This is a genomic window from Aquimarina muelleri DSM 19832 (assembly GCF_000430665.1).
GTDB lineage: Bacteria > Bacteroidota > Bacteroidia > Flavobacteriales > Flavobacteriaceae > Aquimarina > Aquimarina muelleri.
The window spans coordinates 89,337-102,223 of record NZ_AUML01000005.1 but is presented as its reverse complement, the minus strand read 5'-3'; the positions used below and the strand labels follow the sequence as shown (position 1 = coordinate 102,223).

The window sequence follows — 12,887 nt, the reverse complement described above, 5'->3', positions numbered from 1 at the left end:
TTTTCGGTGACTGAAGATCAGATTATATCTAAAACTATACTTTTTGTAAAAGATAAACTCTCTGGAGCCGAAGGAGGTCATGATTGGTTTCATATCCAGAGAGTATTTAAAAATGCCTTGTTAATTTCTGAAGGAGAAAAAGTAAATCTTTTTATAGTTTCTTTAGGAGCTTTATTACATGATATTGCAGATTCTAAATTTCATGAAGGAGATGAAACTATAGGACCTAAAGTGGCAACAGAATTTTTGAATACTCTAAAAATTAGTAACGATGTTATTGAGCACGTAATTAAGATTATTGAAAACATTTCATTTAAAGGAGGGAATACGGATCAAAAATTTAAATCTCCAGAATTAGATGTTATACAAGATGCAGACCGATTAGATGCTATTGGTGCTATTGGTGTTGCAAGATGTTTTAACTACGGTGGATTTAAAAACAGAGCATTATATGATCCAGAGATTGCTCCTAACCTTAGTATGAGTAAGGAAGAGTATAAATCTTCAAAAGCACCAACAATAAATCACTTCTACGAAAAATTATTACTTCTTAAAGACAGAATGAATACCCAAACTGGTAAAGAACTAGCAGAAAAACGTCATGTGTTTATGGAACAGTTCTTAGAACAGTTCTATAAAGAATGGGAAGGAAAACTGTAGTTTGCTATATTTTATACCATTTATGATTTGAATTTACTGGAATGAAATGTTCTTTTTATACCTCAATTTCAGAATAAATACAAACCGTAGCCCATCTATACTTAATACCAGATCGAGTCTGGCATAAGCTTTTCTTCTTCACTGAAACAAAAAAAATATTAATTTTCTTTTCCAGTAAATTCAAACAACAACTAGTGTTATTATGCTATTTTATAAAAAGCATTTTCATAAAAAATTAGATACCCAGAAGGGATAGATCTAAAAAATACTACAAAATAAATTTATTAGAAACCAAGATAACGAATATTATACGATATATAGGATTATGTGTTTTGGGGGAAATAAAAAATACTATACCTATCATGAAATCAATTCAAAAGAGAAATACGATAAAAACATATTACTCAATATAGAAACAGAATAAAAGCATCCCAGTATACAGGGGTTTGTTTTAACGGAAAAACGTGATGTGTAGAGTTGTCTAACAAAGTACTTTCGAAAAGTAAATTTATAGTTAGAAACGAAAGAATATAAATGAAAATATACATGCAGATATGTTTAATCATATTTCTTTTTTCTTGTTCAAATAAAAAACAGGAAAAGGAGATACAAAGTAACAAAAAGCCAGAGGTGAATACTGCAAAAAAGGCTCAGGTAATTCTAAATAATAGAGTCGACTATGCCGATTTTATACCAGAAGGATATGCTATAGTTGATCAAAATATTGTATTTGGAGATTTTAATGGAGATGGTTTGAAAGATTTTGTGGCAATTATTGCAGATGGGGATTTAAATGATTTTGATGATGATAACTATCCAGGGGATGTTAGAATTATAATATACGAAGGCACCGAGGAAGAAACGTATGTTAAAAGAGCCCAAAGTGGTAATATGACTTACGCATTTATATACGAAGAAGGAGATTATATAAAAATAATAAAATCTAATGTTATTAGTATTACCCACCAGTCGATGCGATCTGACTATGAATTAAAATTTAGATTTGAAACAAACTACGATACCTATATGTTGATAGGTACAGAATATTCTAATTACGGCAATGCGTATTTAGAAGGAGCGGGAGATTTTAGTACAAATTATTTAAACAAAACCAGAACGATAAAAAGGAGAACCTTTAATCCAGAACAAGAAACCATAATATATCTTCCTGAAGAAAAAATAAAATTAAAAGAAGATATACGTACAATAAACCAAGTAGATGGGAGTAGTATCGATGCTCTTATTTGTTGTGGGTGAAAAAGGATACTATAAGTCTCTATATAATATGATAGAGTCAAAATAAACAAGCCTTTTTGAAGAGGCTTGTTTAAGATAGGTATATTTGTATTATGTCTATTGTTTTTCTAAATTGACTTATTTTGTTGGCTTTAATTTATAGGAGATGTTAAATCCGAAAAATATTTTAGAATCAGAATCTCCTGGTCTTGTTCTTCCTTTGTCTAGAATACCTTTTAATGACAACATTGCGAAAAGACTTGTGTTTATTCTTTTAAAACTGTATCCAATAGTTTGTGTTATTCCATAATTTAGATAAGTGTAGCTATTTGAATAATCTTCATAAATATTGTGCTTAGGTATTTCTAGTACTCCATCAGATTTTAAGGTGGTTAGTCCAAGATATGGTTCTAATCCGGTAAAAACTTTTTTGGTTTTAAAAGGATAGAGTATGATGTCAAATACGGTATACATTCCTACATCACTATTATGCCCTTTAATCCCAGTTAATAGTTTATTCGTTTCAGACTGGTAACTGTACTGAAAAGCTAAGCCAGCAAAACCTTCAAAATGCTTTAAATTAAAAATTTCTTTTTTACCTTTTGCGATAAAACCAATACCTCCACCAAATAACTCATAAGAACCTAATAATTCTATCCTACTATTGGTCCAAAAATGTTTTGAATTTTGATCTTGCCCATAGGATTCAATTTGAATCAAGAATAGTATTGAGAGTATAATTATATTTTTTTTCATAATTCTTTTAGTTTAAAATAAATGAAATTCCTTTATCAAAACTTTTAATTGTATTGTTGTTATGGGATGTTTTGTCAAGTCTAACATGGTCAAACGATAAGCCTATATAATCTCTGCTTTCAATTTTTTTATTGAAAGCATCGAACATCGTATTCATAGTTACTCCTTCAAGATCCCCCATTGTGCTATATAATTTGATATTTAGTGTGTCATTTATATTATGATATTCGTTTTCTAAGTCAAGTAAATACGCTTCTGCCCAAAATAAACTTGGACTCACTGCAATTATGTTATCAAAAACACTAGGGTAATCTTGTTGAAATAATTGATATAAAGCAAAATATGCTCCTAATGAATGCCCAGCTAAAGTGGTTTTAGAAGATTTAATCGAAAGATTCTTTTCAATGAAAGGCAAAAGTTCATTATTGAGGAATCGTATATAGTTTTTTGCTCCTCCAGAATTTGATAGAAAGTCATCTGCTGGATATGAATAATCAGTATTTCTTCTATTTTTATTTTTATATCCAATGCCGATAAGTATAATATCAGAAGGATATTTTGACTTTACGATTTCTGCCAACTCATTGAAATATAAATCACCATCTAGCAAGTAAATTGTTTGATACTCCAGAGATAAATCATAATTTTTTGGGTATAATATTTGAAGATTATATTCATTACCTGTATAAGAAGAATCAATAGAGTGAGACACTGAGTTTTCAATAGCTAACATCTCTTCTTTTTGACATCCCGAAATTATTATAAACAGGATAATCAGGTAGCATAGTTTGCCAAACATTTTTTTCATATAAATTATATTTATAGATTAATTTTTGGCAAAAATGGCAACAACTCTGTAAAGAACTACCAGTAAAAAGAAAGTTGTTTTGAATGGACGTCTATTTGTTTTGAATAGGCTTTAAGTTTTGTATTGTCTCATTGAAAACCTGAAATTTATTGCGAGCTACAGGGATACTTTGTTCAATATTAGAGAAAAATAGTTGATAATTACGAGCTGTTCCTTTAGAGGATTTAATATTCCGACAATTAACTATATAAGATCTATGGATACGAATGATGGTAGGATAGTTTCGTAATTCGTTTCCTATGGCTTGTAGAGAAGCCCTATGGATATGCTTATTTATTTGATTGTTTTGTTCTAAGTAAATCTCGACATAGTTGCCATCAGATTTAATAAATAATAAATGTTCTACATTAAACTGAATAATTTCTGTTTTATTATCAGAAGGAATAGAAATGGCTGTAGTATCATTTTTTTGTAGTTGAAGTATTTTTTGTAATTTTTTATTGTGTTGTTCAACCTGTTTTAGATTTTCTTTTAAAATGATAATATAATTAATCCAAACCACTACTGTCGATGGTATTATTCCAATGATTATAGCCCAAATAGTCAAATTAAAAAAAAGATCAACAGATAAAATTGTGGAATCATCTGTTGAAACAAGTATTAAAAAGCTAAAATTGAATAGAATAATTACGAAAATTAATAAAGATATTAGTCCTAATTCTTTTGATATAGTCCAAGTTTCCTTTACCGTTTCAGGAATGATTAATTTTGGTAATATTTCAAAAATTAAAATAATACTAGAAAAAGTAATTAAGCTAAAAATAAGAGATAAAGCTATTTTAGAGACGGTTAAAGACTCTTGAATTATTTTTTCATCAGAGGTTAAATAGCTTGTAATAGCAACAAGTAGACCTACCAATACTGCAATGACTACATTTCTTTTTGTGGAAAATAGAAAAGGGTATGGTTTTGATAATAGTCTAATCATATTTGTTTATTAGAATTTTGTTTGACATTATACATTACGACTAGTTAAAGACCATAAACTTTATTACAAATCTAGATAATTTTCATTCTTTTCAAAGTTTTTTTGGCGTACAATAACTAGGATTATATCCATAGTTATATAAATTAATTTTTTTCATAAATAATTAATTTACAATTATTTAACGCATTAATTACGGTTTAAAAGTAAAAATTTTGTTGGAAGAATTCCTACTTAATTAGGAAATATTCCAAATAAAGGAACTAATTTTGTAATAGAGTAGGTCAGGTTTTAGGTTTAATGGTAAAAACAGTCTGTGATGAAAAACAAGAATTATGAATATGATATTGCGCTTTCTTTTGCAGGAGAGAACAGAGCGTATGTAGAGGAAGTGGCAAATAGTTTGAAAACAAGAGGTGTTAAGGTGTTTTATGATCTATTTGAAGAAACAAATTTATGGGGAAAGAATTTGTATGAGTATTTGTCAGAAATTTATCAAAATAGAGCCAGATATACTGTGCTTTTTATTTCAGGGTTTTATAACCAAAAGTTATGGACAAATCATGAGCGAGCCTCTATGCAGGCAAGAGCTTTTCAAGAAAGTAGAGAATATATATTACCCGCCAGATTTGATGATACAGAAATACCAGGGGTACTTAAAACGATAGGATATATTAGTCTTAAAGATAGAACACCAGATGAGTTTGCAAGTTTGATAGAAAAGAAACTTAAAAAAGATACTACTTTTTTAGAAAGCAAATTGGCAACACTTTCTACTTTAATTAACCCAAAACCTTTTCTCTTTACCGTTAAAGTGGTAAATGAACAGGAAGAGGCAATAAAAAATGCTAAAATTGTACTGGTAGCAAATAATGCAACATATTTGGAAGGGTTTTCGGATGAAAAGGGTTTGGCACACTTTATAATTAGAACCCGTAAATTATATACCGTACTTATTGCACATCCCGAAAATCTGGGAGTACTATTCGAAAATGTAAATCCTAAAGAAGATATAAAAGTAACTATAGAAAAAAGTATAGGTTCTAGCTCTATTATACTAAATAAATCGGGTGAGATACCAGGAATTTCAGGAAGAATAAAACCAATTTTAAAAAGTAATAATGCTATAGCATTATATGCAGATAATATTGCTGTCGAAGGAGGAAAGCATCAACCATATGACTTTGAGTTAAATAAATCTATAAGCGTAGAAGATAATGGAGGAAATATTTTACATTTAACCTTTCGATTTTTTAAAGGAAGGATCGCTTTAATAGATTATTATAAAAATAAACCCTCTTAGATTATGAAAAGAATACTTGTCTTTTTAAGTTTTATTTTGTTCTTAGCCTGCAAAGAACAGCCGCAAAAAACTATAGAAACTCCTATAGTAGAATCTCCTAAAGAAGAAGTGCAAAATCCAAAAGAGAATTTTGGGATTGTGATTCATGGTGGAGCTGGTACTATTTTAAAAGAAAATATGACCGCAGAAAAAGAGGCAGCATATAATGCAAAACTTGAAGAGGCTATTAGAGTTGGGCATACTATTCTTAAAAATGGAGGAACTAGTTTGGAAGCTGTAGAAAAAACTATAAATGTATTAGAAAATTCTCCTTTGTTTAATGCAGGTAAAGGAGCTGTTTTTACCAGTGAAGGTACAAATGAGTTAGATGCTTCTATTATGGATGGAAGCACCTTAAATGCTGGGGCAATTGCTGGAGTAAAAACAGTTAAAAATCCAATTAATTTGGCAAGAGAAGTAATGTTGAATTCTCCTCATGTATTATTATCAGGCGGTGGAGCAGAATTATTTGCAAAAGAAAGAGGTTTGGAAATAGTAGACCCTTCTTATTTTTATACCGAAGATCGAATGAAAGCATTAGAAAAAGTAAAAGAAAAAATAAAGAATCAGGAAGCGAATAAAACAACTGCTTTTTATGATCCCTTTATAAAGGACTCAAAATTTGGGACAGTAGGTTGTGCTGCCTTGGATACACATGGAAATTTAGCTGCAGGTACCTCTACAGGAGGAATGACCAACAAAAAATGGAACCGCATAGGAGATTCTCCAATTATTGGCGCAGGAACCTATGCAAATAATGTAACTTGTGCAGTCTCCAGTACTGGATGGGGAGAATATTTTATAAGAGCAATGGTAGCTCATGATATTTCAGCTTTGATGGAGTACAAAGGTCTTTCTTTAAAAGAAGCAGCTGAAGAGGTAATACAGAAAAAACTTACAAATCTTGGAGGTACTGGCGGGATAGTAGCAATTGATAATAAAGGTAATGTAACTATGGAGTTTAATACTGCAGGCATGTACCGCGCTACAATGAATGCTAAAGGAGAACTTACTGTAGGTATTTATGAAAAGTAATAAAATTTTGTGACTTGGCCTTGAGGAAAATATAAAAGTATGAGGATTTTCCTTTGTTTTTTTAAATACTCATTTAAAAACAGATTGCCAGAGAATTGATTCGAAAACAAAATATATTTTTAGGAGCAAGCTTCTTAAGTTTGCTCCTTTATGGATTAAGTTCTTATTTATAATTTCTATCCACGTTGTAATTATTTATAAATAGGATTTTTTTTGCTATTATTAATGGTGAGTAAGGTTGTAAGAAATAAAATTTCTTTAATAGGAATTTATGCTTATTTGTAGTTTTAATCTATGTAATTTTGTATACGTAAAAAAACTAACTATTATTTTGTGAGTTAAAAAATACTTTTAAAGTTTCTGGGATATCTCTTCATTATTTTTAAAACAGCTTTTAGGGAAAGGCATATTTAAATTAACGGTTTACAGGGGGAGTGTGACTCAAAATTTATCTTACTTTTATGGTAGTAACTAAAAACTGACCTATATGCGATTATCACGAATTCTGTACCTGCTGCTTTTTGTAACAGTTGTATTTTCTTGTAAGAAAAAAGACGCTCAATCTATAGCGGATGCCAATGCCTCAGAATTAACCAAATATCAGGAATATATATCCGATGTTTCTTCAGGAGTGATTTCGGTTACCGATAATGTATATGTAGTATTACAAACTCCGATAGAAGGATGGAATGATAATCAAGAACTATCTAAAGATATACTTAGCGTATCTCCCAAAGTAAAAGGTAAAGTAATAGCAGTAAATAACCGTACGATCTCTTTTCAGCCAGAAGAAGGGTTTGAAGAAGATACTGCATATATTTTTACATTAGATTTAGAGAGTTTGGTTAAAGACCTTAAAGAGGATGTAGATGAAGAATTTGTTTTCGTGGTGAAAACATTAAAACAACAATTTTCGGTACTTACCGATAATTTACAATCCTATAGTAAAGATTGGCAATATATAGATGGTACGTTAACTTCTAGCGATCAAATGAAATTTGATACAGCAAAACAATTAATTACCGCTACCCAGAATGGAAAAAAAATAACCGTAAAGTTTGGAGAATCTTTAGAGAATAGCCGTCAGTTTAGTTATAGAATAGATAGTATTCAACGATTTGAAGACGATTCTGAAATAGAAATCACATGGTCAGGAAAATCTGTTGGAATCGATACCGAAGGGTCTTCTGTATTATCCATACCAGGTAAAAATAATTTTTCTATAATTAGTGTTTCTGTTGCAAATGCAGATCAACAATATGTAGAAATTAATTTTTCAGATCCACTTAAAAAAAATCAAAACTTTAATGGGTTGGTTACTATCTCTGGAGAATCCAATTTAAAATATACCGTAAACGGAAATGTATTAAAAGTATATCCCAAACAAGAATTAAAAGGAACTCTGGACGTGACCGTTTTTGAGGGGATACAAAGTACCGATAATTATAAACTTAAGAACACATACACAGAAAACATATCTTTTCAGCAACCTAATCCTGAAATTAGGTTATTGCAAAGCGGAGTGATTTTACCCACTTCGGATAACTTAAAATTTAATTTTGAAGCGATTAATCTTCGTGCAGTAGAGGTACAGATAGTAAAAGTATTCGAAAATAATGTTCTTCAGTTTTTACAAAATAATAACCTGAATGGTTCTGGTGATTTAAGAAGTGTAGCAAGACCAGTAGCAAAAAAACTAATTAATCTTCAGGAAAACTCCTCTCTAAACCTTAGTAAATGGAATGCTTTTGCAATAGATCTAAAAGAACTTATAAATCCAGATCCAGGAGCAATATATAGAGTAGAACTTAATTACCGTAAAGCATATTCATTATATAAATGCGATGGGCAATTATTAGAAAATGCGCCAATAAAGGAACTTGCCGAGAACTATGATGAAGAAGAAGAATCTAGTTTTTGGGATAGTTCTCAATATTATTATGACGATTACTATGATTATGATTGGCAAGAAAGAGAAAACCCATGTAGTACTTCTTATTTCAGAGATAAAAAGATAAGTGCAAACATTTTAGCCTCTAATTTGGGAGTAACCGTTAAAAAAGGATTAAATAATGCCTATATGGTTACCGTTAATGATATTGTAACCACCAATCCAGTATCTGGTGCAAAAATAACCTTCTATAATTATCAACAACAAGAGGTAGGAGTAGCTACTACAGATGCAGAAGGTATTACGGGGTTTGATGCAGATCACCCTGCATATTTTGCAATTGCAAAGTTAGGGAAACAACAAACGTATGTAAAATTAAACGATGGTAACGCATTGTCAGTTAGTAAATTTGATGTATCGGGGGTACAATTACAAAAAGGGATTAAAGGATTTATATATGGAGAAAGAGGAGTTTGGAGACCAGGAGACACCTTGTTTTTGTCTTTTATGTTAAATGATAATGCCAATAAATTACCACAAGGACATCCTGTAAAATTTGAATTAAGAGACCCTTACGGAAAAGTAACCCATCAAGAAACTAGCACCAGCGGTACAAACAATTTTTATAAGTTTGTCGTAAACACTTCAGAAGAAGCTCCTACTGGTAACTGGCAAGCCAAAGTAAATGTTGGAGGAGCTAGCTTTAGCAAAACACTTAAGGTAGAAACTATAAAACCAAATCGTCTTAAAATCAAAACTACTTTTGAGGATGAGGTGTTAAGTAGCAATAAAAACATACAAGGAAATTTAGAAGCTTTATGGTTGCACGGCGCCATAGCAAAAAACTTAAAAGCAGATATTAATGTTCGATTTAATGCGGGACAAACCAGTTTCAAAACTTTTCCAGGATATGTTTTTGATGATCCAACCCGTAAATTTGGCACAGAAGAGCAAGAAGTATTTGAAGGGAAATTATCTGGAGAAGGAAAGGCTAACTTTACCTTAAAACCACAATTAACAAATAAAGCTGCTGGAATATTAAAAGCATCTTTTATTACTAAAGTCTATGAAAATGGAGGAGATTTTAGTACAGATGTAGTTAGTAAAGAATACTCACCTTATGATACTTACGTAGGTATAAACGTACCAAAAGGAGATAAGGCTCGAGGAATGTTGCTTACCGATACACAACATAACTTTGAAGTAGCATCTGTAGATGAAAAAGGAATCCCTAAAGCTGTAAAAGGCCTAGAAGTATATATATATAAAGTAGATTGGAGATGGTGGTGGGATAGTACAGAGGATAATTTGTCTTCCTACAATAAAGGATCCTATCATAATGAGGTTTTTAAAACCAATGTTACTACAGATAATAGTGGTAAAGCAAGTTTTAAATTTGAATTAAAATATCCAGAGTGGGGTAGATACTTAGTTAGAGTAGTAGATCCAAATGGAGGTCATGCTACTGGAAAAATACTATATATAGATTGGCCAGGATGGGCAGGTAAATCTCGTAAAAATGATCCTTCTGCAGCAACCATGTTATTGTTTTCTACAGATAAAAACACCTATAATGTAGGAGAAAAAGCTAAAGTAACATTTCCTTCCAGCGAAGGTGGAAGAGCATTAGTAACCGTAGAAAATGGAACTGAAGTATTATCCTCGCAGTGGGTAATCCCTCAAAAAGGAGAAACCAAATTCGAATTGCCAATTGATAATTTGTATACCCCTAATGTGTATATTCATATTACATTATTACAACCACATTCTACAACCTTAAATGATTTACCAATACGATTATATGGTGTGGTTCCTATTTCTGTAGAAGATCCAACTACCAAAGTACAACCAAAGCTAACGATGCCAGATGTTTTACAACCAGAAGAAACAATTACCCTTAAGGTTGGAGAAAACAATGGCAAACCAATGACCTATTCTATAGCAATCGTAGACGAAGGATTATTAGATCTTACCCGATTTAAAACCCCAAATCCATGGAGCAGTTTTTATGCTCGTGAGGCATTAGGAGTAAAAACATGGGATGTTTATGACGATGTAATAGGAGCGTATGGAGGAAGTATTAATCAGGTATTTAGTATTGGAGGAGATGCAGAAGCTGGTGGCAGTAAATCTAAAAAAGCAAACCGATTTAAACCAATGGTAATTTTTGAAGGGCCTTTTGCCCTTAAAAAAGGAGAAACACGTGCTCATACCATTAAAATCCCTAAATATGTTGGATCTGTGCGTACGATGATTGTAGCCTCAGATGCAGAACAGGGAGCGTATGGTAGTGCCGAAAAAACAACCCCTGTTCGTAAACCATTAATGGTATTAACTTCTATTCCGCGTAAAATTACCCCAAAAGAAAAGGTAACCATTCCGGTAACAGTATTTGCGATGGAGAATAAAGTTAAAAATGTAAAAGTTACTTTAAAACCAAACAAAGGATTTGTGGTAATAGGAGAAACAGAAAAAAACCTTTCTTTTCCGCAACCAGATGAAAAGATGGTGTATTTTGATATAGAGGTATTAGAAGGAGCTTCTATTACAGATATAGAAGTAGTAGCAAGTGGTGGTGGAGAAAAAGCGTCTTATAAAGTTCCAATTAATATTGTAAACCCAAACCCGATGACTACCGAGATAACCTCAGTTATTTTGGAGCCAAATAGCACACAAGAGATTAGTTTTGTAGCTTTTGGTATAGATGGTAGTAATAGTGCAACGATAGAAATGTCTTCTTTGCCACCTATGAATTTTGAAAGCAGACTAAGTTATTTAATTCAGTATCCACATGGATGTCTAGAACAAACTACTTCTGCGGCGTTTCCACAATTATATCTGGGAGATGTCTTTAATTTATCTTCAGAAAAAAAACAAAAAATACAGAAAAATATAGAAGCAGCTATTTATAAGTTAAAACGATTTATACAGCCTGCAGGAGGCATGTCGTATTGGCCAGGGTACAGTAATCCAAATGATTGGAGTACTACATACGCAGGTCACTTTTTGATAGAAGCCAATAAACAGGGGTATGTTTTGCCAATTGGGTTTAAAAGTAGTTGGATTAATTATCAACAACAACAAGCTAAACGATGGAGAAGTGGTAATAATGATCTGGCACAGGCATATCGATTATATACATTAGCTCTAGCAGGTAGTCCTGATCTATCCTCTATGAACCGTTTGCGAGAAACATCTAACCTCTCTAACGATGCTAAATTAAGATTAGCCGCAGGATATGGATTGATTGGACAAGCAAATGCAGCTAGTCAATTATTAAATTCAGCAAATATAGATTTTAAAACCAGCAGAGATAGATCGTACACATATGGTTCTGCAAATCGTAATCGAGCAATGGCTCTCGAAACTTTGGTAGCCTTAGATCAAAAAGCAAAAGCCCAAAAAATAGCGGTAGAGTTGGCAAAAGAATTATCTTCTAAAAATTGGATGAGTACGCAAACCACATCTTACGCATTATTAGCGATGGCAAAATATGCAGTATATGTAGGAGGCAAAGGAGTACAAGTAAGTTATGTTTTAAACGGAAAATCAAATAATGCGAATACCGATAAAACATTAGCAACCTCTGGGGAATTGGCTATACTAAAAGACAATAAATTGGTGCTTAAAAATAGTAAAGACAATACCATTTTTGTGCAAATTGCTACTAGCGGAATATTACCAGTTGGAGAAGAAAAAATAATACAAAATAACTTTAAGGCAATCGTAGATTATAAAACCAAAGATGGTAATATAATTAATCCAATATTGTTAACACAGGGTACAGATTTTGTAGCACAAGTAACCATAACAAATACCACAGGATCTAAAGTAAAAGATATTGCTTTAACAGAGGTTTTTCCATCAGGGTGGGAGATAGTAAATACTCGTTTTACAGACTTTGGATCTTTTAGAGATAATATCGTAACGCATACCGATATAAGAGACGATCGTGTAAATTTCTACTTTGATTTAAAACCAAACGAGAGTAAAACCATGACTATTTTATTAAATGCATCTTATTTAGGGAAATATTATCTGCCAGGTATACAATGCGAAGCCATGTATGATAATGATTATATAGTAAGAGGCCAAGGAAAATGGGTAGAAGTGGTGAAATAGTTTTAGTTGGTGAACGAAGGATTCGATGAGTATTTGAGTATAGAAAGTTGCG

General features: G+C 31.7%; 8 protein-coding genes. 5 read left to right on the top strand and 3 right to left on the bottom strand.

Annotated features, from left to right (window positions below; all coding sequences use genetic code 11):
- Nucleotides 1–6 precede the first annotated feature (6 nt).
- Both H527_RS0104600 and H527_RS0104595 read left to right on the top strand, forming a co-directional pair.
- On the top strand, nt 7–660 hold the full coding sequence (locus tag H527_RS0104600; RefSeq protein ID WP_027411618.1) for an HD domain-containing protein: 654 nt from the start codon (nt 7–9) through the stop codon (nt 658–660).
- Nucleotides 661–1,290: 630 nt separating this feature from the next.
- On the top strand, nt 1,291–1,917 hold the full coding sequence (locus tag H527_RS0104595; protein ID WP_155837806.1) for a hypothetical protein: 627 nt from the start codon (nt 1,291–1,293) through the stop codon (nt 1,915–1,917).
- 117 nt (nt 1,918–2,034) lie between these two features.
- Here the strand turns inward: H527_RS0104595 and H527_RS0104590 are convergent, their stop codons facing one another.
- The 3 genes from H527_RS0104590 to H527_RS0104580 form a co-directional block, all read right to left on the bottom strand.
- Nucleotides 2,035–2,652, bottom strand: coding sequence for a hypothetical protein (locus tag H527_RS0104590; protein WP_027411616.1), 618 nt, complete (start codon nt 2,650–2,652; stop codon nt 2,035–2,037).
- A 7-nt stretch (nt 2,653–2,659) separates the two neighbouring features.
- Complete coding sequence (locus H527_RS0104585; RefSeq protein ID WP_027411615.1) at nt 2,660–3,460, bottom strand: alpha/beta hydrolase; 801 nt, start codon at nt 3,458–3,460, stop codon at nt 2,660–2,662.
- A 91-nt stretch (nt 3,461–3,551) separates the two neighbouring features.
- Nucleotides 3,552–4,448 (bottom strand): LytTR family DNA-binding domain-containing protein, encoded by an 897-nt coding sequence (locus H527_RS0104580; protein WP_027411614.1) that lies wholly within the window; start codon nt 4,446–4,448, stop codon nt 3,552–3,554.
- Between the two features lie 316 nt (nt 4,449–4,764).
- On the opposite strand from H527_RS0104580, the gene H527_RS0104575 reads away from it, so the two are divergent.
- From H527_RS0104575 to H527_RS0104565, 3 genes are all read left to right on the top strand, one after another.
- Entirely contained in the window at nt 4,765–5,748 is a 984-nt protein-coding gene (locus H527_RS0104575) for a toll/interleukin-1 receptor domain-containing protein (RefSeq protein WP_035087415.1), read from the top strand.
- Between the two features lie 3 nt (nt 5,749–5,751).
- Nucleotides 5,752–6,822, top strand: coding sequence for an isoaspartyl peptidase/L-asparaginase family protein (locus H527_RS0104570; RefSeq protein ID WP_027411612.1), 1,071 nt, complete (start codon nt 5,752–5,754; stop codon nt 6,820–6,822).
- A gap of 487 nt (nt 6,823–7,309) precedes the next feature.
- Nucleotides 7,310–12,835 (top strand): alpha-2-macroglobulin family protein, encoded by a 5,526-nt coding sequence (locus tag H527_RS0104565; protein WP_027411611.1) that lies wholly within the window; start codon nt 7,310–7,312, stop codon nt 12,833–12,835.
- Nucleotides 12,836–12,887: the final 52 nt, after the last annotated feature.

What these genes read in the sequence shown, in the direction of transcription:
- H527_RS0104575 (WP_035087415.1), top strand. Translation starts at nt 4,765, where the DNA reads ATGAAAAACAAGAATTATGAATATGATATTGCGCTTTCTTTTGCAGGA.
- H527_RS0104585 (WP_027411615.1), bottom strand. Translation starts at nt 3,460, where the DNA reads ATGAAAAAAATGTTTGGCAAACTATGCTACCTGATTATCCTGTTTATA.
- H527_RS0104570 (WP_027411612.1), top strand. Translation starts at nt 5,752, where the DNA reads ATGAAAAGAATACTTGTCTTTTTAAGTTTTATTTTGTTCTTAGCCTGC.
- H527_RS0104590 (WP_027411616.1), bottom strand. Translation starts at nt 2,652, where the DNA reads ATGAAAAAAAATATAATTATACTCTCAATACTATTCTTGATTCAAATT.
- H527_RS0104565 (WP_027411611.1), top strand. Translation starts at nt 7,310, where the DNA reads ATGCGATTATCACGAATTCTGTACCTGCTGCTTTTTGTAACAGTTGTA.
- H527_RS0104580 (WP_027411614.1), bottom strand. Translation starts at nt 4,448, where the DNA reads ATGATTAGACTATTATCAAAACCATACCCTTTTCTATTTTCCACAAAA.